The 20,047-nt window shown below is 44.8% G+C and carries 21 protein-coding genes; 6 read left to right on the forward strand and 15 right to left on the reverse strand.

Annotated features, from left to right (window positions below):
- Positions 1-3: 3 nt before the first annotated feature.
- From AAAA78_RS00570 to AAAA78_RS00635, 14 genes are all read right to left on the reverse strand, one after another.
- Positions 4-2,229 carry an ATPase, T2SS/T4P/T4SS family gene (locus AAAA78_RS00570; RefSeq protein ID WP_340589760.1) on the reverse strand — a complete coding sequence of 742 codons (2,226 nt, stop codon included), beginning with the start codon at positions 2,227-2,229 and terminating at the stop codon, positions 4-6.
- Positions 2,230-2,282: 53 nt separating this feature from the next.
- On the reverse strand, positions 2,283-3,809 hold the full coding sequence (locus AAAA78_RS00575) for a BON domain-containing protein (protein ID WP_340589761.1): 1,527 nt from the start codon (positions 3,807-3,809) through the stop codon (positions 2,283-2,285).
- 37 nt (positions 3,810-3,846) lie between these two features.
- Positions 3,847-4,770: a Flp pilus assembly protein CpaB gene (gene cpaB, locus AAAA78_RS00580; protein WP_340589762.1), complete on the reverse strand. Its 924-nt coding sequence runs from the start codon at positions 4,768-4,770 to the stop codon at positions 3,847-3,849.
- A 16-nt stretch (positions 4,771-4,786) separates the two neighbouring features.
- Positions 4,787-5,275: a hypothetical protein gene (locus tag AAAA78_RS00585; RefSeq protein ID WP_340589763.1), complete on the reverse strand. Its 489-nt coding sequence runs from the start codon at positions 5,273-5,275 to the stop codon at positions 4,787-4,789.
- A complete protein-coding gene (locus AAAA78_RS00590) occupies positions 5,269-5,922 on the reverse strand; it encodes a hypothetical protein (RefSeq protein WP_340589765.1) in 654 nt (217 codons plus the stop codon). The genes AAAA78_RS00585 and AAAA78_RS00590 overlap by 7 nt, the downstream gene beginning before the upstream one ends.
- Positions 5,919-6,176: a hypothetical protein gene (locus AAAA78_RS00595; RefSeq protein ID WP_295901596.1), complete on the reverse strand. Its 258-nt coding sequence runs from the start codon at positions 6,174-6,176 to the stop codon at positions 5,919-5,921. The genes AAAA78_RS00590 and AAAA78_RS00595 overlap by 4 nt, the downstream gene beginning before the upstream one ends.
- Complete coding sequence (locus tag AAAA78_RS00600; RefSeq protein WP_295901599.1) at positions 6,173-6,364, reverse strand: hypothetical protein; 192 nt, start codon at positions 6,362-6,364, stop codon at positions 6,173-6,175. The genes AAAA78_RS00595 and AAAA78_RS00600 overlap by 4 nt, the downstream gene beginning before the upstream one ends.
- 28 nt (positions 6,365-6,392) lie before the next feature.
- Positions 6,393-6,581 (reverse strand): Flp1 family type IVb pilin, encoded by a 189-nt coding sequence (locus AAAA78_RS00605; RefSeq protein WP_295901602.1) that lies wholly within the window; start codon positions 6,579-6,581, stop codon positions 6,393-6,395.
- A 180-nt stretch (positions 6,582-6,761) separates the two neighbouring features.
- Positions 6,762-7,535 (reverse strand): hypothetical protein, encoded by a 774-nt coding sequence (locus AAAA78_RS00610; protein ID WP_340589767.1) that lies wholly within the window; start codon positions 7,533-7,535, stop codon positions 6,762-6,764.
- On the reverse strand, positions 7,501-7,827 hold the full coding sequence (locus tag AAAA78_RS00615; RefSeq protein WP_340589769.1) for a hypothetical protein: 327 nt from the start codon (positions 7,825-7,827) through the stop codon (positions 7,501-7,503). The genes AAAA78_RS00610 and AAAA78_RS00615 overlap by 35 nt, the downstream gene beginning before the upstream one ends.
- 184 nt (positions 7,828-8,011) lie before the next feature.
- Entirely contained in the window at positions 8,012-8,530 is a 519-nt protein-coding gene (gene hpt, locus AAAA78_RS00620) for a hypoxanthine phosphoribosyltransferase (protein WP_295901612.1), read from the reverse strand.
- Positions 8,531-8,539: 9 nt separating this feature from the next.
- Positions 8,540-9,262 carry a tetratricopeptide repeat protein gene (locus AAAA78_RS00625; RefSeq protein ID WP_340589771.1) on the reverse strand — a complete coding sequence of 241 codons (723 nt, stop codon included), beginning with the start codon at positions 9,260-9,262 and terminating at the stop codon, positions 8,540-8,542.
- Positions 9,262-10,002: an outer membrane protein assembly factor BamD gene (locus tag AAAA78_RS00630; protein ID WP_340589772.1), complete on the reverse strand. Its 741-nt coding sequence runs from the start codon at positions 10,000-10,002 to the stop codon at positions 9,262-9,264. Before AAAA78_RS00630 ends, AAAA78_RS00625 begins: the two co-directional genes overlap by 1 nt.
- 34 nt (positions 10,003-10,036) lie before the next feature.
- Positions 10,037-10,825, reverse strand: coding sequence for a hypothetical protein (locus tag AAAA78_RS00635; RefSeq protein ID WP_340589773.1), 789 nt, complete (start codon positions 10,823-10,825; stop codon positions 10,037-10,039).
- Positions 10,826-10,964: 139 nt separating this feature from the next.
- Between AAAA78_RS00635 and AAAA78_RS00640 the strand changes: the two genes are divergently transcribed.
- The 6 genes from AAAA78_RS00640 (at position 10,965) to AAAA78_RS00665 (ending at position 19,504) form a co-directional block, all read left to right on the forward strand.
- Positions 10,965-12,341 carry an aminotransferase class III-fold pyridoxal phosphate-dependent enzyme gene (locus tag AAAA78_RS00640; RefSeq protein ID WP_340589775.1) on the forward strand — a complete coding sequence of 459 codons (1,377 nt, stop codon included), beginning with the start codon at positions 10,965-10,967 and terminating at the stop codon, positions 12,339-12,341.
- Positions 12,342-13,688 (forward strand): M20 family metallopeptidase, encoded by a 1,347-nt coding sequence (locus tag AAAA78_RS00645; protein WP_340589776.1) that lies wholly within the window; start codon positions 12,342-12,344, stop codon positions 13,686-13,688.
- A complete protein-coding gene (locus AAAA78_RS00650; RefSeq protein ID WP_340589777.1) occupies positions 13,685-14,713 on the forward strand; it encodes an arginine N-succinyltransferase in 1,029 nt (342 codons plus the stop codon). The genes AAAA78_RS00645 and AAAA78_RS00650 overlap by 4 nt, the downstream gene beginning before the upstream one ends.
- A gap of 3 nt (positions 14,714-14,716) precedes the next feature.
- Positions 14,717-16,234, forward strand: a complete 1,518-nt coding sequence (locus tag AAAA78_RS00655; protein WP_340589778.1) for a succinylglutamate-semialdehyde dehydrogenase — start codon at positions 14,717-14,719, stop codon at positions 16,232-16,234.
- The gene (mltG, locus tag AAAA78_RS00660) at positions 16,234-17,316 is read left to right on the forward strand and encodes an endolytic transglycosylase MltG (RefSeq protein ID WP_340589780.1); all 1,083 of its coding nucleotides are present in this window, start codon (positions 16,234-16,236) and stop codon (positions 17,314-17,316) included. Before AAAA78_RS00655 ends, mltG begins: the two co-directional genes overlap by 1 nt.
- Positions 17,317-17,395: 79 nt before the next feature.
- Positions 17,396-19,504: a response regulator gene (locus tag AAAA78_RS00665; protein WP_340589781.1), complete on the forward strand. Its 2,109-nt coding sequence runs from the start codon at positions 17,396-17,398 to the stop codon at positions 19,502-19,504.
- Here AAAA78_RS00665 and AAAA78_RS00670 read toward each other — a convergent pair.
- The gene (locus AAAA78_RS00670; protein ID WP_340589783.1) at positions 19,501-19,992 is read right to left on the reverse strand and encodes a hypothetical protein; all 492 of its coding nucleotides are present in this window, start codon (positions 19,990-19,992) and stop codon (positions 19,501-19,503) included. The two genes, AAAA78_RS00665 and AAAA78_RS00670, sit on opposite strands and share 4 nt — an antisense overlap.
- Between the last annotated feature and the right edge of the window lie 55 nt (positions 19,993-20,047).

Below are 20,047 nucleotides of genomic sequence, written 5' to 3' on the forward strand. Positions count from 1 at the left end.
GTTCTACCCCGATTTTTTCACCGGTGCGACACCTGGCATTTTTGGCAGAGCACCCAATGGAGATTTAGGAGCACCCGCTGCTGGAGCACCTGGAGTTGCCGTCGCAGGATCATTCGAGAAGATCTCACGCGGAATCACAACACCTTTGTCGCTCAATTTTTGGATGAAGCTTGGGATTGTACCAGTGGCCTGGAACACACCCTGAATTTTTCTATTCTTATCGTAACCTGTTTCTTTAAAGCGGAAGATCTCTGCCAACGTCACGACGTCACCTTGCATACCGGCAACTTCAGTGATGCTTAAGATCTTACGGCTACCATCTGACAGACGAGAAATCTGAACAATCAAATTCACCGCACCCGCGATTTGTTCACGGATCGCACGAATTGGAAGCTCCATTCCCGACATCATACAAAGAGTTTCAAGACGGGCAATACACTCACGCGGACTGTTGGCGTGAGTCGTTGTCATAGAACCATCGTGACCTGTGTTCATGGCTTGAAGCATGTCTAGTGCGGCACCGTCACGGCACTCACCGACGATGATACGGTCAGGACGCATACGTAGGGCATTCTTAATCAAATCACGAATGGTGACGGCGTTGGATCCTTCCATTGAAGCAGGGCGTGTTTCCAGGCGGACCACGTGCTCTTGTTGCAGTTGCAACTCGGCCGCGTCCTCGACTGTGATCACACGTTCATTCGACGGAATGAAAGACGAAAGCATATTCAGAAGCGAGGTTTTACCGGAACCAGTACCACCCGAGATCACGATATTCAAACCGTTCTCTGAACAAATGCGAAGGAAGTCGATCATGTTCTTCGTGATACTTCCGTAATTGATGTACTTCTCAGGTGTGATACCACCTTTTTTAAATTTACGAATTGTTAAAGCTGGTCCGTCGATAGCCAGTGGCTCAATCACGGCATTCACACGGGAACCGTCTTTTAAACGCGCATCCACGTAAGGAGTTGAGTCATTGATCTGACGACCTAGTGGAGTCACGATACGCTCGATGATACGGCGAAGGTGATCATTCGATGTGAATGTCACGGGACTTAATTGAACTTTACCGCTTTTCTCGACAAAGATTTTTCTAAAACCATTCACCATGATCTCGGTAACATCAGGGTCAGCCAGAAGATCTTCCAGGGGACCTAATCCCAAAGCTTCTTCTAAAACCTCTTTAATAATTTTAGAACGCTCTTCACGGGCAAGATCCGGAGCCTCTTTATCGACAATCAGAGTGATTTCTCTTTTTGTTTTTTCGCGGATTTCTTTTTCTTTTCCTTCATCTTGTTTTGTATCAAGCAAAAGCTTTTTTAAATCCACGGTACGAATTAATTCGTTGTGCACGCGGATTTTTAAGAGTGTGCGCGCATCCATTCCTGCCGTTGCCGCAGCCCCAGCGGAAGCTCCACCCGCAGCAGCTTCTGTGGCAGCCGGTGCTGGTTTAGGGCGAGCAATTGTTTTAAGTCTTTGCAGGATGCCGCCCGTCAATTTGCGGGTGACATCATAATACGCCGCTGTGACTGGAGCTTTAGGAGCTGACAACACAAACGGAGTGTACTTTTGCAGAGCCATCATCGATGTGGCTTCATCCTGCGGAATAATTCCTACGTAAGGTAATTGCAATTGATTTGAAATCGTTTGCGGAGAAAGACCTGTCGGTGAAGCTTTGTTAATCACAAGCTGGAACATGTCTTTCGGAAGAGTTGCCGAAAGAAGTTCATTCACCAAGCGTTGAGTTTGTGTGACAACCAATACTTCAGGGCTAGTCACGATCATGATCGCTGTGGCTTCTTGTAGAACAGCCATTTGCGCGGGACCTAAATCAGTTCCCACGTCGACGATCACAAATTTAAATGCACGACTGAAAAACTCTAAAAGTTTTCCCAAAAGATCAGGAGAGATATTTAAAGATTCTTCCGGTCCACGAACCGCGCCTAAATAAGCTAAACCCGATTGGTGCATTGTCACCAATGTGTTCATGGGTTGAGAATTCAAAGAGCCTTGGAAGCTCGCAAGTTCTTTTAAAGTCTTTTGCGGTTTTAAACCCATGATAACGTTTTGATCGCCGACGCTCTTCGCGTCTGCATCGATCAAAAGCACTTGGGCTCTGAGTTCGTTCATGATGGTGCATGCAAAGTTCGCGGCAAAAACGGACTTACCGACGCCGCCTTTACCACCGACTACAGCGATGAGATTACAATTAGGATTGATAGCCAATGCAGACCTCCATTTCCTTTATCGGCTGAAATGGGAGGTCCGTTTACGAGATGTTAGTCGCGTAAACGGAACTTCTTCTTAATTTGCTCAGCTCCCGAGCTCGCAGAAGTTTTCACGATGGGCGTAACAAAGACCACAAACTGGCTTTGTTGTTTTATGAAGTCTTTAGATGCATACAAGCTGATGATCGGGTTCTTTTGTCCAGCTGGACGATTGTAACCTGTCGAAGTGGAGTTGCGGATCAAACCACCCACAGCCGCACTTTGACGGTCACGCACAGTCACCGTACTCGACATTTGGTTCTTACTCACAATCGGTGCCCCTTGCGGAGTATTACCCAACAAGCTGCTCACTTCAAAACTCATCTCCATGTGCACACTTCCGGATTTTTCACCCAAAAGCACAGGTGTGATACCAGTCACGATACCGACAGAGGCAAACGCCGTTCCTTGAGTACCGTCTTTACCGATCACTGGATATGGTTGGTCAGTCACCTGTTTGATTTCACCTTTTTTACCGTCTTCCACAATCAAGCTTGTACTTTCAAGCACGCGCGCATGACCGTGTTGTTTTGCCCAATTGAGCTTCGGTAACAAGTTAGAAACAGTTCCTGTGATAGAGCTGATCACACCACCTGGGCTGTCGCCACCTGTTTGGAAAGTCATTTGCGAGTTGTCACCCAATTCAGGAGTGAACTGGAACTTAAATGCTTTCGAGTAGTCTTTATTCAATTCCACATAGTGCACAACAAGCTGAATCATTTTTGCTGGTGGTTTTGCCGGAGCTTCCTTAATTTGAATAAGGTTGATCACACCGTCATTCGCAGGCTTACGTTTTTTAATCGGACCACCATCTTCCGCGGCATCGATCACGATGTCAGGAAGATAAGTTTTTGCCACGATCTCGGCACGTTTTGATTCTTCTTCACTATTCGCCCAACCTTGAAGAATGATTTTGTCATTCACGGCACGGACTTCGATCTCGGGGTTGTTGATATCACGAGCGATAAACTCTGCAATTTTCTTCTGCGCAAGAGGACTCAAGGTCACAAGAGAAGAAGCCTGGTCACCGAATTGTTTGATAACGTTGTAGATACGCGCAAGGTCTTTTGGCAAAAGGATCTGACCGTCAACAACAACTCTGTTGTTCACGATTTTGATATTGATACCTTCGATATCACCCAAAAGCGCACGGATTTCGCGGACGACTTTGTCGAGCTTGCTTTTCTTAACGTCAATACGGAATTCCGCAACGACTTTACCATTGCGTTTATCGTGAATCGTCAACGTCGCAAACCCCTCTGCTTTAGGAGTAAAGCGCATGACATTTAAATCTTTAGCGTAAGCCGCCGTCACGATACGACGGAAGTCTCCTTTGAATTCAATATCATTGGGAAGAGGCGGAAGTTTTTCGTCCTGCTCAATACCCAAAGTGAGGTTGATGAATTTGCGGGAGCGATAGACGCCAGTTCCTTCATCCGCTGTTGCCGAAGACGGTTCTGCGACAAGTTCTTCTTGTGCAAAAGCGACATGACCACAGAGGCTGAGGAAAAGTCCCGTCAGTAAAATGTGTCGTTTCATCATATCCCCCTTAATTCCCCTAAAATCCTAGACCCAATTACAAAGTTTGAAATCCATTGCCGCGAGGTCTTTGTGCCGGCGGAGGAGCAGTTCTTTGTTGTTGTACTGGTGGTGTATAAACAGGTCGCTGAGGTACTGCGATCGGTGGTGCCGCAACAGGAGGTGCACCGTCTAATGCTACCACAGGTCGTCCCATAACTGAATCCGAAGTTGAGCTTGGCATTCTTGGCGGAACCGTTCTGTCGCTCGGATTTCTAAGAGCGAAGAACAAGTTTCCAGGAGCTGTCGAAAGAATATAAAACAGATCCTGAGCTTCCTTCGGAGTCGCTTCCACTGTGATTGTCGTATATTTCGTGTCACCGGTTAAAGCGATTTGAGTTAAGTTTTTACCAGATGAATCCAATTCAAACATACGTGGAATGTTGTTCACAACACTCACACCTGTTGCAAGCACAACAACGTCGGACATCATCGTGAAAACTTCACGACGTTGTCCGATACCCTTACCTGTATCCACAGCCGCAAAGATATCTACACGGTCCCCTGGACGAATGAGTTTCGCAACACCGCGCACTTCATCCACAGGAATGGTTACGGCGCGCTTACTAGGAGCCACTTGTAAAGCAATCCCCGTATCAGGACCCGGAGTTAAAAGATTATTCTTAAGAACCATTTGGCCTTTACGAATAGGGACAGCTGCCACGTTACCGATGATTTCATCAGGAATAGTGATAGCGTCTGGTTGAATAAAGTCAGCAGGAAGTTCTTTTGTTTCAACCATTGTATCATAGATCGTTTGCATTTCTGCGATGTCTTCTTTGGCAACAACCACACGCTTAGTAGAACCGAAACGCTTGTCGTATTCGGCTTTCTTCTCTTGGGAGTAGCTGTACAGCAGGAACGTTGCAAAAACGCCTGCTGCGATGGAAAGCCAGAGATTTCTTGTATCGTTCGATCCCATAAAGTCCTACTTCTTTCTAGGTTCCACAAGTTGAGTTCAGGCAAATGCCATACGTTGTTCTAATCCAAATGGGATTGACTCCCACGGTGGTGTTTCTTCCTTCAGGAATAGATCTTGTTTTATTGTGATCTGCTTGTGTGCCGACCACGTCCGCGGCTCTGTTGTCAAACTCCATAAAATCAATCAAACGGGAAGAAGCTTTCCAGTTTGTATCGCCTCTTGAAGAGAGAGTTTTTTCTGTGAGAGTTCCGTGCACTCTCATTTTTTCTTTTGCAAAATGTAATGGCTCGCCGTCATTACCGCGGAAGTAAGTCAGGTCGGCTCTATTGCGGAAAGTTTCAAATGCATAGTTTCGTGATGCAATGGAGTTGAGGATGCCGGTATGAATGGCTCCAAAAAATCCAATAGAGAAGTTTAAGAACAACACGATAACGACAATGATCGGTATCATTTCAAATACCGCCATGCCTTTTTCGTTCTTTAAAGAGGATTGGCGTTTTAACATCCGTTATCCTCCAGAGGCACATACTTGTTTTTACCGGATGCGCCCAATATTCCATAACGACTATCCAATTGGATAATCGCATCATAACGTCTGCGAACCTGCAGCTCCATACATTCTGTTGCTGTAGGTTCACGAATCAATAGACCTGAAATTCTGGCAGAGAAGCCCGCATCAGGGTCTTCCGTTGTCGCTCCCAAGAAGGGAACTTTTAAATTGAGAATGCGTGGTTGGAAATCAAATCGCACACCCACTTGTGGGACGCGATCTGGAGTCGAAGAAGAACCATAGTCGTCAAAACTATTTCCTTTCTGACCGCCGCCGCGAATATCGGGCTCGGCAGAAAGTTTAAACCAACCGCCATCAGGATTGTTGAAAAGAGGTTTTAAGACAGGATTGTTCAAAAGCTCTTTATACTTATCTTTAGCAAGCTGTTCTTGTTTGTCTTGATCAACGTGAGCCGCCGCATGCGCACGCGCCGTTGAAAAGGCGATGTATTGCGCGACTTCCGCCATAGAAAGAGTGAAGTTCAAAGAGAACAATACAATGCACATTCCCGCCGCAAGCACGATGGAAAATATAAATTCCGCAGTTAGAAAACCGCAGGAATTTCGCAATGGATTAAAAGTTCTCTGACCTTGTCTCTTCATTGACCTTCCGGTTTCACCGTATTGGATCGATCAATCTGGTTAGGGTGTTGCTTCCGAGCTTTATCAGGAGCTTCCCAAACACCAGCTTCGATCATTCCGGATATTTTTGTCCAAGGACCAGCAATCAGCTTCGCGAGAAACTTGTTGTCGCGCGCATAATTTGTGGCCCACAGAAATGCACTGACCGTGACCACCAACAAGAGAACGCCCTCAATGACAAATTGTCCTTTGCGGTTACGTAAAGGATTTATCATTGGTCACCTTCCCACTTGATCTGCTGACCACGCTCGGGCTTGAATCCGTCGCCTGTTGCCAATTGTTGTTCGATACGCGCACCAAGACGCGGGCCGGATTCTTTGAATGCAGCCGCAGGGGCTGAGAGAAATGCTTTCAGCCCAATGCTAAAGATCACAATTAACAAAAGAACGTATTCAATTGTCACGTTAGCCTCCTGTGAGGTCGGCTATGATCTAGTTAGAGATCACGTTACCCATGTCGGCGCCAAGTTTTTCCATCGCACCGTTAACTTGCTCAGTGATTTTTCCTTTGAACATGAGCACCAATGCAACTACCACCACTAGCAAAAGGATGTATTCAGTCGCGCCTTGGCCTGACTCTTTTTTCAATAGATTCTTAGAAAAGTTTTTGAACTTCTTCATAGATGTTCCCCCTTAAACACAATATCGGCTAATTTTGGGATTCTCTTTAGACTGCGGATTACAAAAGTGACTCCATTGCACATCTCATTTTGAGAATGCAGGCTTGAACCCTTTTGGCGAGAGTTTGAAAAAATGGTGATCTTTTAAACAGTCGAGCTTTGCGTGGGTTTTAGAGGGATCTTAGAAGTTTTCGACCAGTCTTTGGTCAGGCTTTTTACTGCCTACAGGAATCAAAAAAAGAAAACTGAGACTTATCATCGCCAATGAAAACGGAAAAATATCGGAAAGAAAAACCCCAAAACCCGCATGGAGAACGAAAACGGCCAGGACTCCGAGTTTTGGTTTTTTCCAAAGAAGAACGGGAAGAAAAAGTTCCGTCAGGATGACGATCACTGATACGGCCGAATAAATCCAGTTCACCGCAAACTGATGACTGAACAAACTTTGGTCCATCATTTTGAGCGTTTCTCCAGAGGGAAACTGATCAAACATTTTACTAACGGCCGAGAACAAATAAACGAGCAAAATCTGCCATTTTAGAAACACCAACGTGTCGTTTCTTTCGTCAGCTGTTGTTTTTTCCAAAGAAGGACCCAGCGAAAGACCGATAGCCATCAATAGTAAGAGAACTTTTTGATTTTGAAACATCTGGGAAAGACTCATGAGAAGACCGAACAAAGATAAGAGAGCGCCCAGACGCGTTTTCTTAATGAGCAAGAACAAAGCTCCCAATAAAATCAGCGCCCATTCGATCAACAAAATATAAGGTGGGTAAATTGGAATCGCCTCTATAAGAAGGCGAAACGGAAAAGTGTCTCCCTGATGAATACTCCAGCGATGAAGTTCAAAAATATCACTGAGCACACGGCTTACCAAAGCGGCGGCAAAGAAGCCGTAAAAAGCCCGTAAGCACGAAACTTTATTGAAGGTCACAAGTGGGCGTCTTAAAGACATAAACCTTCGATTCCTTATTCGTGATGTTCAAAGAAATGGATTTCTGCTCTTTTTCGCAGGCAAAACGTGCGAGCTTCACTAGCATCGGCTCGGTGAGCGTATAGTAAGTTGGTGGCAAATATTTTTCTAAAGAGATGTCCTCGGAGTTGTCCACAGACTTCGCGACATAAGAAACTCGTTGAAAAGATGCAAACATCTTCCAGCCCGGTAAAGTCGGAATCAGAATGGCGATGCACAGGTAAATGATCTCCAATCCCAGAAGGACCGGCAAAATTCGCAACTTTTTTGTCATGTCAGTTCATTTAATCAAAAACGTCGGACGAAAGAAAATACTAAGACCTTCGGTCAGGCAGATATTGACGAAGGTCTTAAGTGTGCTTAGATTGGGCTTTAGGAGATCTCAGCATGCCGAAACAACTTGTGTTCCTTTATGCCTTTTGCGTTGTGATTTTGTTTCTAGTAAACGTCGCCGTTTCCTAGTTTTTCAACGTATAGATATCAGGATAATTTCTTCCGACTTCTTCGGAGTCCATTCCGTATCCAACCACATAGCGGTCGTCGATCGTTTTACCAATATAGTCTGCTTTGATCGGCAACTCACGACGAGCTGGTTTATCCAACAATGTCACGATTTTCAAAGAAGCTGGGGCTGAAGCAAACAAACGGCTTCTTAGGAAACTCAAAGTGCGGCCCGTATCGATGATTTCTTCCACGATCAAAACGTGTTTTCCCGCGATGTTTACAGAAATATCTTTAACGATTTTAATCGCGCCACCGCGTTCAACCGCTTGCACGTGAACGAAGTCGACTTGTTGTGGAAGTTCCACTTTGCGCATCAAATCCGCTGTGAAGTGAACAGAACCACGCAAAGGACAAATGAAAACAACTTCTTTCCCCTCGTAATCGTGTTCGATTTGTTGCGCAAGATTTTCGATAAGCTCTTTGATCTCATCGCTAGTTAGGAAAGGAACCATTTGTTCTTTAAGTTGTGCCATTGTTGCCTCTTACAAATCGATGGATGTGATGCCAGCCGCCTGAGCCATTTTCAAATAGCGCAAGGCTTCGGGGTGTTGTGGGTCCCGAATAAGGATATTCTCCCATTGTTCAGTGGCTTCAGCAATATTGTTTGAATTGTAGTAAATAGCTCCAAGCTTTAGGCGAGCTGGAATAAGGTGTGGATACTCGCGAATCAAAGCTTTCAGATCTTTAATAGCGCGATCGACTTGGCCTAATTGAACGTAAACCTCGGCAATTCGCAAAGTCACTTCGGCTTTTCTGCTGGAAAGTTTTTGCGCTTTTAAAAGTTGCTCAAGAGCTTCGTTGTAGCGTTTGTATTGGTAGTAAAGATCCGCCAACTCTTCATGCTTGGAAGCGAGTTTTTCATCAACGAAAGGATCTTGTTTGCCGGATTTTTTCTCAAGCTGCACTTGAGCATCCAAGAAAACTTGTTTTCCTTCGTCGTATTTTCCAAGGTCATTCAAAATAATCGAAAGACCGACGCTGGCATCAGTGTAAGTCGGGTCGATTTCAAGAGCACGTTTGAAAGTTTTAATAGCTTTGCTGAACTGACCCTTGTCATAAGAGATCGTCGCCAGCATTTGATAAACTTCAGGATTGCGTGTGTTTTGTAGCAACATTTGATTCAAGATAGGCTCTGCCATCTTGTAATTCCCGTTGATAAAATATCCGCGGGCCTCTGAAAGCATGTCATCATGAAGAGCGTTCATTATTCGGTCTCCTTCTGAGCTGCTTTAAGCTCGCTACTGCCAGGGAACTCACGCGCTAAAACTTCCGTATATTTTTTTGCTTTTGGAGAATCACCGATTTTCTGCGCGCAGATCGCTGCACGAGAAAGTGCTTTTGCATCAAAACCTAGGCTACGATAGTTGTTATAAAGTCCTTCGTAGCGTCCCAAAGCACTGTCGAAGATTTTACGTTTGAAGTAGAAATCCGCGATGTATTCTTCTTTTTCCGCAAGCATTTTGATCGCAGCCGTGCGCTTTTCTTTGGCTTCAGCCACGTACTGAGAGTTTGGATATTTCTTAATAAGTTCCGATAGGTTCAAGATGGCATCGTTGGCTTGAGTTAAGTCACGATCGATCGATGAAGGAAGTTGGTTGAAGTAACTCATACCGATGCGGAACTGAACATAATCAGAATTTGGAACTGTCGGGTGAAGCTCTTTGAACATCTGATAAGCGACTTGCGCTTCAGCGTAAGATTCTTGTTTGTAGTAAACATCGGCAATCGCAAGTTCTGCTTTTGTTGCGAAGTTGCTGTACGGAAATTTATTTTTCACTTCCGTATAACGACGAATAGCTTCTTCGTAACGCTCACCTTGATCGAACTCTTCCGCAATAGCGAAAGCGCCTTCCGGTGTGTTGGAATTTTTCTCAATAGATGAACAGCCTGAAAGTAAAACTCCCATGGCCGCCGCGATTGTTATGACTCGGAGCGTTTTTAGCATAGAAGTAAATCATATTTTGGTCCAGGACCTGCTGTCAACGCGTCATCAGCAGAGCGGATTTTTTAATCCACCCCGTAAGAGAACCTGGGTAGGTGACTTGAACCCAATCGCCCTGAGTTTCATGGGCGATCACTTCCATCCCGCCGTAAAGATCAAGAATTGCGACCTGATTGTCCCCGGGAGCCGTTTGTAGAGAGACTTTTTCGTCAATGATAGTTCCTCGCAATACCGTGGAATCATAGACTTTCAGAGCTAAAAGGCTTGTAAATATCACAAAAGCGAGACTCAAAAGAGTGCCGATGATGGGAAAGCCCGGCATCGATTTTTCCTCTTCCATGGCTTTTCTTCGACGCCCGCCATAAGAAAGTAAAATCCAACCTGCAGCAAAAAGTGAAAGGGCGGAAAGAATCAGGTACGCAGACAGCGGAACAGGCTGCAGCAAATTAGCGCGCAAGGATTCGTAAGTTTCAATTTGATGAGGAACTTCCTTCACTTGCATTTGCGAGAGAGCAAACTTCAATCCCGCTTTTGCAGTGGAAAGTTCGGGATCCGAGGCCAAAGCTTTGCGCAGAAGGCCAATCGAGAGAGGCTTTTTTCCCAATTGAAACTCTGCGAGAGCGAGATTCGTCAAGGTCGTCGCGTTATACGGATCTTTGTCCAGTGCTTGCGCAAAAGCTTCGCGAGCCTTTGTATAATCTTTTGCGAGATAAAGCTGTGTGCCTTGTTTAAATAACTCTGCGGAAGAAGATCCAGTTTGCGCCACAACGAGAGTGGGCAAAACGAGTGACAGAAAGAACACAGAGAGAAATTTTAGTTTCGACATAGCTCTACAAGTTTACAGATAAAAGTCTTTCCGTGTCTACCACGTGTCTTGTCTTAGTCCTGACCCGGGAGTAAACTGGACGGGCATTTTACATAACAATGGGTCCATGGAAATAGGTTGAGGATCCGCGAAAGGTATTATGAGTTCTCTTGTAGGTCATCAGATACAGCAATCCGAAAAAATTAAAACATTGGTTCAAGATCTTGTGAATGAAGTGACAAAACTAAATTCACAAATTTCGGGAATTCGTGCTCCTCTTGATGAGTTCAAAGAAGCGGGAAAGCAAAAATTTGATTCTACTGGTCAGTTCCGTGGTCGTCCGTTGCATTATCCTTACATGGGAACAGGTTCAGGCCGTGGTCCTTATGTAGAGCTTGAAGATGGCAGCGTGAAATTGGATTTGATCAACGGGATCGGCATTCACTTGATGGGTCACGCAAATCCTCGCGTGATGACAGCAGCAGTGCGCGGATCTTTGGCTGATATTTTGACTCAAGGAAATCTTCAACCGAATAACGAATACCGTTTGTTCACAGAGAAAATGGTGAAGATTGCAAGCCGTAAAAGCCGCATGAAATATGCATGGATTGCGACTTGCGGAACAATGGCGAATGAAAATGCGTTGAAACTTTCTCGTCAGAAAAATTCTCCAGCGCGTTTTGTGATGAGCTTTAAAGATGCTTTCGCGGGCCGTTCAACAATGATGGCGGAAGTGACTGACAACCCAGCTTACAAACAAGGTTTGCCTGAATACCATGAAGTATTGCGCGTTCCATTCTTTGATAAACGTGATCCGCGTTCTGGTGAAAAAGCTTTGAGCGTGATGAAAGAACACGTTGCAAAACATGAAGGCAACATCTCTGTTTTCGGTTTTGAACCGATGCTTGGAGAAGGTGGATATCAAGCGGCTCCTCGCGAGTTCTTTGTGCCACTTCTTGATTTCTGTAAATCTAAAAACATCGCAGTGTGGGCGGATGAAGTGCAAACTTTCACTCGCACAGGTGAATACTTTGCGTTTGAAACTTTGGATATCGGTCAATACATCGACATTTGCACGATCGCAAAAACGGCGCAAATCGGTGCGACTCTTTACACAGAAGAATACAATCCAAAACCAGGTTTGATCGCGGGAACATTTTCTGGATCAACTCCTTCTTTGAGTGCGGGTATGGAAATGCTCGACATGCTTTCTGAAGGTTACTTGGGACCTGATGGTCGCATCAGGAAAATCCACAAGCGTTTCATCGACGGTATCAATCGTATGAATGAAACGACTTGCAAAGGGATTGCACAAGATGCAGGTGGTATGGGCTTGATGATCGCTTTCACTCCGCATGATGGAAAAAAAGAAAGTGTGAATGCCTTCTTGAATAAACTTTATCAAAACGGCGTGATTGCTTTCCCTTGCGGTAAAGATCCAGTGCGCGCTCGTTTCTTGGTGCCAGCGATCATTCAAGACGAAGACATCGACATCGCGTTGAAAATGATTGAGAAAACTTTGCTCGAAGGAGTTTAGTTGGATTTTATCGAAGCCTGCAGGCAGCTTATCTCCATCGATAGCACACCCACTCACGGCAATAGAGATCTCGCGCGGTGGGTGGCGGCGTTTTGCCGTCAAAAAGGTTTGCACGTCGAGGAACAGGAAGAGGTTGTCGGCGATCTTGTGCAAGTGAACGTGATTGCGCGTCCGACGGAAGAAAGGCCCACTGCCGAGATGTTATTACAAACGCATCTCGACACGGTTGATCCGGGGCCTTTTTCTCTTTGGACGGAAACAGGGGCTAATCCTTTTGACGCTCACATCATTGATGGAAAAATCCATGGTTTGGGTGCCGCCGACGTAAAGCTTGATTTTTTGTGTAAGCTTGAGGCGGTGGCTTCTTTTGGTAAAAACCGCGCTTGGCGTTTGCCTCCAGTTTTGGTTGGAACTTTCGGTGAAGAATCGGGAATGCAAGGAGCGCTTAAGCTCATTCGCAAAAACAAAGTCTCTGCAAAGATGGCTTTGATTGGAGAGCCCAGCGACTTGCAAGTGATCAACGCCGCCAAAGGTTTTGCAAGTGTTGAGATTCGTGTTCCGTTTTCAGAGGAAGAAACTCGTTATCGCCAAGAACACAACTTGCGCGAGAGTACTTCGACGCAATCAAAACTTTTCCGCGGAAAAGCCGCGCACTCTTCCACTCCGCATTTGGGTGAAAGTGCGATTGTGAAAATGCTGGAGTATCTGATGATGCTTCCGGATTCCGTGAACATCATGGAGATGGACGGCGGCATTAATTTCAATACGGTTCCAAGCAATGCATTTTTAGAAATCGATATGGTGACGATGATCCAAAATCCGATTGCTAAAAAGATTGCGAATATTTATCGCGCTGTAAAAACTTTGGAACTGGAGTTTTTGGATTTTAAAGATGATGACTTTCATCCAAGCACTCCAACTTTGAATATTGGTTTAGTAAGAACAAATGAAGACGACATTCAGCTTTCGGGCACATGTCGTATTCCGCCGATCATCACGCACGAGATTTATGAAGGTTGGATGGACCGCCTTCGTCAGGTGTGTGAAGAAAACGGTGCGAGCTTCCGTGTGAATGACTATAAAAAACCCTTCCGCACAGAGGTGAATTCTATTTTGGTGAAGGGTTGTTTGGATGAATTGCGTGCGATGGGTCTTAGCGACCGTCCGATCACGCAAGCTTCCACAAACGAGGCGAGTATTTTTTCTCGCATCGGAGTTGATTGTGTGTGTTTTGGTCCCGGCAGAAGGGAAGGAAACGTGCACACTCCGCAAGAGCATGTGGCTTTGGCGGACCTTGAGAAGGCAACTCAATTTTATAAAAGGATCATTGAAAGGTTTTGTTTATGAGTTTTATCATCCGGTCGGTACAGTACGATGATTTGAATCAACTGGTGGATTTGGCAAAGCAGTTTAATTTGCTCAATCTTCCTGGAGATAAAAAAGTTATTGGCGAAAAAATTGAACGCAGTGAAAATTCTTTTGCGGGAAAACTTCCTAAGCACCAGTCAGAATACTTGTTTGTTGTCGAAGACGTAGAAGAAAAATGCGTTGTCGGAAGTTCTTTGGTTCTTGCCAAGCACGGAACGGACGAAGTTCCGCATAGCTTTTTTAGAATTTTTAAAAGAGATCACTTTTCTCAAGATTTAGGAATTGGATTTATTCATCAAGTTTTGCGCTTTCAGTTGGATTTTAACGGGCCAACAGAAATCGGAGGACTTCTTGTTGATAAATCATACAGACGTCGTCCTGAGAAACTGGGAAAACAAATCAGTCTTTCTCGTTTCTTGTACATGGGTCTTTATCCTGAAAAATTTGAAGACCGTGTTTTGTGTGAATTGACGCCACCGTTAACTGATGAAGGTCGCAGTGAATTCTGGGAAGCTCTTGGCAGAAGGTTTACTGGTCTTCCGTATCAAGAAGCGGATTTACTCAGTCAATCACACAAGGAATTTATCGAAAGTCTTTTTCCGCAAGATGATATTTATCTGTGCTTGCTTGATTCAAAGGCGCGCCTGGTTTTAGGACGCGTCGGTGAAGCAACAAAACCGGCACAACATCTTTTGGAAAGCATTGGATTTAGTTATCTTGATGAGGTTGATCCATTTGATGGAGGACCTCACTATGGCGCAAACACCGCGGATATTTTGCCAATCAAGTACGGCAAAAGAGCCAAAGTCGCCGAATTTAAAGATGCCTCTTACAAAGAACAAATGCTTGTGGCCACAACAGGCGAAGAGTTTAAAGTCTCTTTAGCATCCGTTGATATCCGCGACGGTGAAGTGGCGATTGCTCCAAAGTTTAGACAGCTTTTGGGCGTTGAAGTTGGCGAAGAAGTTTATATGTCTCCATTTAATTACAATAGAGGAAGATAAGACATGAGCACCACCATGTTTGACGTGAAATACAAAGGTGATTTTATCAACGGACGCTTTGTTCCTGTGACTAAGGGCGATGGCGAATTTAAAGACATTAGTCCTTCGGATTTGAACGACACTGTGATGACGGTGCCGTTTAAGCACGATCATATTGATGAAGCGTGTGTGGCGGCGAAAAAAGCGTATCCGGCGTGGGCGACTCTTTCGATGAACGAAAGAAAAAATTATTTGATGCGCTTAAAAGAACTTTTTGATGCAAACGCTGAACAGATGGCGCAAATCATTTCCCGCGACACCGGAAAACCGACATGGGAAGCGATGACGGAAGCCAAGGCTTTGGGTGCAAAGATTGATATCACTTTGAATCACTCTTTGAACTTGGTGGCTGAAGAAAGAATCACGAATGCTCTTCCACAAGTCGACGGTGTGATTCGTCACCGCTCGCGTGGCGTGATGGCGGTTGTCGGACCATTTAATTTCCCGGCACATTTGCCAAATGGTCATATCATTCCAGCATTGATTGCGGGAAACACGGTTGTCTTTAAACCTTCTGAGCAAACTCCGGCTGTGGGTCAGTTCATGGCGGAACTTTTTGAAAGAGCGCAGTTCCCACAAGGTGTTTTCAATCTTGTGCAAGGAGACGGCGCAGCCGGTGGGCGCTTGGTTGCAAACGAGCATGTTGATGGAATCTTGTTCACAGGTTCTTACGAAGTGGGACTTAAAATCAAGCAAGAGACTTTGACTCACTACTGGAAAATCTTGGCTCTTGAAATGGGCGGTAAGAATGCCACTGTGGTGTGGGAAGACGCCGATATGGATAAGGCGATCTACGAAAGTTTGGTCGGTGCTTACATGACCGCAGGCCAACGCTGTTCTTGCACAAGTCGAATCATTCTTCATCCCAAAATCGCCGATGAATTTACTGAAAGATTCTATCAAGCGGCTAAAAAACTCACGATCGGCCACTGGACGGAAAATACTTTCATGGGAACTTTGATCAATGCTGCGGCTGTTGAAAAATACATCCGCTTCCAGGAGATCGCCAACCGTGAAAACTGTGAAAGCTTGATGCGCGGTAAATCTTTGGATTTAAAACACAAAGGTTACTATGTGACTCCAAGCATTCACTTGGTGAATAAGTTTGATCCAAACAGCGTTTACCAAAAATCTGAAATCTTTGGTCCGAACGTTGCTATCTATCAAACAGACAACTGGGATCATGCGATGGAGATTGTGAACTCAACAGGTTACGGCCTTGTGATGGCGCTCTTCTCTAAAAACAAAGCTCTTTATGAAGATGCATTGTTTAAAGCACGCGTAGGACTTCTGAACTGGAACCGTACAACGAACGGTGCAAGTTCTCGTTTGCCATTTGGTGGTTTTGGTAAATCAGGCAATGACCGTCCGTCAGCGCACTTTGCAATTCAATATTGCACAATGCCTGTGGCAAGCCTTGAAGATCCGACTCCTTTTGATCCGACAAAAATTTTGCCGGGTATGAATTTGGATATGAAATAATGAAGAAGACTTTTCTTGTTCTCATTCTGGCAGTGGTGGCGTTGCTGGTATCTATCGGCGGGGGAGTGGCGTATTTAGGATATTCGTTCATGAATACGCGCCCTAGCGATGTCGCTCAAGATGTGGTTTACGAAGTCACTCCGGGCAAAGGATTTAATTCCATCGCAACGGAATTAGAACAAAAGGCATTGATCAAAAATGCCTTCTTCTTTTCGATGTATGCACGAATTAAAGGTGAGCGTTCGAAGTTAAAGGTCGGCGAATATCTTTTACGTACAAACATGACGCCGAAAGAAGTTCTTGAGACCATCACTTCGGGAAAAAGCATTGCTCGCAGCTTCACTGTCAGCGAAGGTCTTAGCGTTTATGAAATCGCAGACCTTTATCAAAAGCAGGGCTTTGGAACTTCGCAAGAGTTTTTGTCTTTAGTGCATGACCCGCAGCTTGTAAAAAGTCTGCTAGGTGAGACGCAAGAAAGTTTGGAAGGATATCTTTTCCCTGAAACATACATGCTTACGAAATACACGGATACAAGAACTTTGATCTCAAACATGGTGAAGAGATTCTTGTACGTGTATAACGAGGTTTTGCCTCAAGCAAGTATCCAGGGTTGGCAACGTCATCAAGTCGTGACGCTAGCAAGTATTATTGAAAAAGAAACCGGAGCTCCAGAAGAGCGTCCCAAGATTTCTTCAGTCTTCCATAACCGTTTGCTAAAGAAGATGCGCCTGCAAACAGATCCTACAGTGATCTATGGGAAAGCTGAAAAGACAGGGCACATTGAAATCAATATCACTCGTGCGGATCTAACAACGCCCACTCGTTACAACACCTATGTGATCTATGGTTTGCCACCGGGTCCTATAGCGAACCCGGGAAGAGAAGCCTTGCTTGCGGCTTTAAAGCCAGAACACACGGATTACTTGTTCTTTGTGAGTCAAAACGATGGAACCCATGTCTTTTCTGAGGACTATCAAGGCCACGAAAGAGCTGTAAAAAAGTTCCAGCTAGATCGTAAAGCCCGCGAAGGCAAATCTTGGCGAGATCTCAAAAAGCGTGAGACGATGCCCGCTAAAAATTGATCAGATTATTTTTAAGTAATGAACATTAGAGGGTCGCAAGTTGACCCTCTTGCGTACGCTATTGTAACTTGAAAATTACATGCCTCAAACGAGTCAAGGGTCCCTTGAATTAGAAATTCGTAGAATCGATCTTCTTTACCGGCAAAACATCGCAGGCCTGCTGGCCATTTTCGTAAACACCATGGCTTTTGTCTTCGTGACTTGGGGAACTTTGTCACCAAAGTTTCTTATTCCTTGGTTTGTGATTCTTAACTTCTCAGCTTTCCTTCGTTTCTTCGCATATTACCGATGGCAAAAAGCGCGCAGTAAAATTAAAAGCTTCGAAGAGACTCGTTTCTGGCTTTATTTCATTTGCACGTCGCTTGCGGTTTCTGGGTTTGGTTGGGGAGCGATAGGTTTCATTGTTTCCGACGGAACTGTGATCCAAAAAGTGATCACGTCACTTTTAATCTCATGCATGACCGCTGGCGCGATGATCACATACGTCTCATACAGAGCGGCGATGAGTTGTGTGATCTTACCTGCCATGGGTTTATGGAGCATTGGTTTTTTAAAATCCAGTGGCGAAGATTTTAATCTCCTCATGGGAGTTCTCGTCGGATTTTACGCTTTTCTGATGCTGATGATCGGAAAAAATCTACATATCGCCGTTATGAATTCCCTAAGCTTGGATGCGGAACTTCAGAAAAGTGAAGAGCGTCTGCGGATGTCGATGGAGTCCTCTGAGGCTCTCACCTGGGACTGGGATTTATTGGACGATCAATTTTATTGGAAAGGAAATATTAATTTATTTCCTGAGGGCCAAGAAGAACTGCGCCGCCTCTTAAAGCCATACGTGGATGCGGGCGTTGACGTCGATGCGGAACACATAGTGCGTGATCGCTCGGGATTTTTTCATCACATCGCCCTTCGCGGAAAATTTCACCGTTTGTCAGACGGCCGTCCTTTTCGCTTTGCCGGAATCTGCTGGGATGTGACGGTTAAAAAGAATGAAGAGATCTTCCGTAGGGAAAGAGATCTGCACGAAGCCGCCAATCGCGCGAAATCCGTTTTCCTTGCAAATGCCAGTCATGAAATCAGGACTCCATTAGCGGCGATTCTTGGTTTTTCAGAGGCACTTTTAAGAAATCAATCTTTAACGGATCAAGCTCACAAAGACGTGCAGTCCATCTATCGTCAAAGTAATTATATGGTGTCGCTTGTAAATGATCTCTTGGATCTTTCAAAGATTGAGACAAACCGTTTGTACATTCAAAAAGCACCGATGAATCCGGTACGTGAAATTGAAGACTCTATCTCGGTGATTCGCGCGACCTTGGAAGCAAAGAAGCTGAAGATGGATGTTGTGTATGAAACATTGATCCCGGAACAGATTGAATCTGATTCTGTGCGATTTAGACAGGTGTTGATCAATCTTCTCTCAAACGCGGTGAAATTTACCAGTGAAGGGACGATCACGGTGCGCGTGAGCTTTTCTTCTAACACGGATAATATTGGATTCTTAGCGATCCAAGTTTCTGACACTGGTTTAGGAATGGATAAAACCACACAAGGAAATCTCTTTAAGCCATTTGTTCGCGGGGAAGATCCTGAAATCCAACGCGTGCAAGGTTCGGGGCTAGGCCTGGCGTTATCTTTAAGCTTGATGAAAATGATGGAAGGGGATTTACAACTTATCTCTTCAAAAATTGGCGAGGGAACCACTTTTGAAATGCGCTTAAATGTAGGCCCTGTTTCAGAGTTAAGATTGGTTCCGGTCGATAAATCTAAAATGCTTCCTCCAGAAAAACTAAAACTTGATCAAGAAAGTCATTTCCTCAAGGGCCGCCGGGTTCTAGTCGTTGATGATTCTGCGGATTTATGTGCTTTGATGAAAAGATATTTATCTCGTGAAGGGGCGGAAGTAGAAACTTCTGAAAATGGAGCGGAAGCCGTTGAGCGCGCTCTTGCAAAATCTTTCGATATTATTTTGATGGATATAAAAATGCCGGTGATGGACGGTTATAAAGCCACCGCTCTTTTACGTGAAAAGGGTTATAAAAATCCCATCATCGCTTTAACGGCACAAGCCAGCGTGGATGGTCAGCAAAAATCCTTCGAGATGGGCTTTGATGGTTATTTAAGTAAACCTGTCGATATGGTTTTGTTAGGAGAAATTCTTCGCAACAAATCCGAATTTGCAACCTAAGGGGAATAGCCCTCAGGTGCTGTCATACGATCAAAAGTTTTGGTTGCAGGGTTGAACTTAAAAATATTCAATCGAGGAACCATCTGTTCATCATAAGTGGGTGCGACGATTTCAAGGATGCCGTCTTTGTCCACATCCGTAATTGCTAGATTCGTAGCGTTCCCTTGCAAAAGAAAATAACCATCGCGGATTTCAAAAAGTGGAAGTTTGGTCATTAAAACCAAAGAGCCGTTTTCTTCCTGATTATAGACCTCAAGGCTGAGGCCGCTTTTGTTTTTAATCTTTAAAACAGTTACGTGAGGGCCTGACGGTGAAAGGTTCCCATTGGCTTTAGCAATGATCTCGCGATCCTCGATGAGGACGGCTTCTTTGATTTTAGTGCGCAGGGAAGGAACGACGGCGACTGTGACTAGAGTCATTGCTACTAGGCCTAAAAGGCCCATGAGCGCTAGTTCCGTCTTTTTAAAAGTTGAATCCGGTGTGGTCATGTTCAAAGTCTGCCATAAAATTCATTGAATGAAAAAGCAGAAAAGGCATAAGATG

It is taken from the genome of Bdellovibrio sp. BCCA (assembly GCF_037996825.1).
GTDB lineage: Bacteria > Bdellovibrionota > Bdellovibrionia > Bdellovibrionales > Bdellovibrionaceae > Bdellovibrio.

What these genes read in the sequence shown, in the direction of transcription:
- AAAA78_RS00575 (WP_340589761.1), bottom strand. Translation starts at nt 3,809, where the DNA reads ATGAAACGACACATTTTACTGACGGGACTTTTCCTCAGCCTCTGTGGT.
- cpaB (WP_340589762.1), bottom strand. Translation starts at nt 4,770, where the DNA reads ATGGGATCGAACGATACAAGAAATCTCTGGCTTTCCATCGCAGCAGGC.
- AAAA78_RS00585 (WP_340589763.1), bottom strand. Translation starts at nt 5,275, where the DNA reads ATGTTAAAACGCCAATCCTCTTTAAAGAACGAAAAAGGCATGGCGGTA.
- AAAA78_RS00590 (WP_340589765.1), bottom strand. Translation starts at nt 5,922, where the DNA reads ATGAAGAGACAAGGTCAGAGAACTTTTAATCCATTGCGAAATTCCTGC.
- AAAA78_RS00595 (WP_295901596.1), bottom strand. Translation starts at nt 6,176, where the DNA reads ATGATAAATCCTTTACGTAACCGCAAAGGACAATTTGTCATTGAGGGC.
- AAAA78_RS00605 (WP_295901602.1), bottom strand. Translation starts at nt 6,581, where the DNA reads ATGAAGAAGTTCAAAAACTTTTCTAAGAATCTATTGAAAAAAGAGTCA.
- AAAA78_RS00610 (WP_340589767.1), bottom strand. Translation starts at nt 7,535, where the DNA reads ATGTCTTTAAGACGCCCACTTGTGACCTTCAATAAAGTTTCGTGCTTA.
- AAAA78_RS00615 (WP_340589769.1), bottom strand. Translation starts at nt 7,827, where the DNA reads ATGACAAAAAAGTTGCGAATTTTGCCGGTCCTTCTGGGATTGGAGATC.
- hpt (WP_295901612.1), bottom strand. Translation starts at nt 8,530, where the DNA reads ATGGCACAACTTAAAGAACAAATGGTTCCTTTCCTAACTAGCGATGAG.
- AAAA78_RS00625 (WP_340589771.1), bottom strand. Translation starts at nt 9,262, where the DNA reads ATGAACGCTCTTCATGATGACATGCTTTCAGAGGCCCGCGGATATTTT.
- AAAA78_RS00630 (WP_340589772.1), bottom strand. Translation starts at nt 10,002, where the DNA reads ATGCTAAAAACGCTCCGAGTCATAACAATCGCGGCGGCCATGGGAGTT.
- AAAA78_RS00635 (WP_340589773.1), bottom strand. Translation starts at nt 10,825, where the DNA reads ATGTCGAAACTAAAATTTCTCTCTGTGTTCTTTCTGTCACTCGTTTTG.
- AAAA78_RS00640 (WP_340589775.1), top strand. Translation starts at nt 10,965, where the DNA reads ATGAGTTCTCTTGTAGGTCATCAGATACAGCAATCCGAAAAAATTAAA.
- AAAA78_RS00650 (WP_340589777.1), top strand. Translation starts at nt 13,685, where the DNA reads ATGAGTTTTATCATCCGGTCGGTACAGTACGATGATTTGAATCAACTG.
- AAAA78_RS00655 (WP_340589778.1), top strand. Translation starts at nt 14,717, where the DNA reads ATGAGCACCACCATGTTTGACGTGAAATACAAAGGTGATTTTATCAAC.
- mltG (WP_340589780.1), top strand. Translation starts at nt 16,234, where the DNA reads ATGAAGAAGACTTTTCTTGTTCTCATTCTGGCAGTGGTGGCGTTGCTG.
- AAAA78_RS00665 (WP_340589781.1), top strand. Translation starts at nt 17,396, where the DNA reads ATGCCTCAAACGAGTCAAGGGTCCCTTGAATTAGAAATTCGTAGAATC.
- AAAA78_RS00670 (WP_340589783.1), bottom strand. Translation starts at nt 19,992, where the DNA reads ATGACCACACCGGATTCAACTTTTAAAAAGACGGAACTAGCGCTCATG.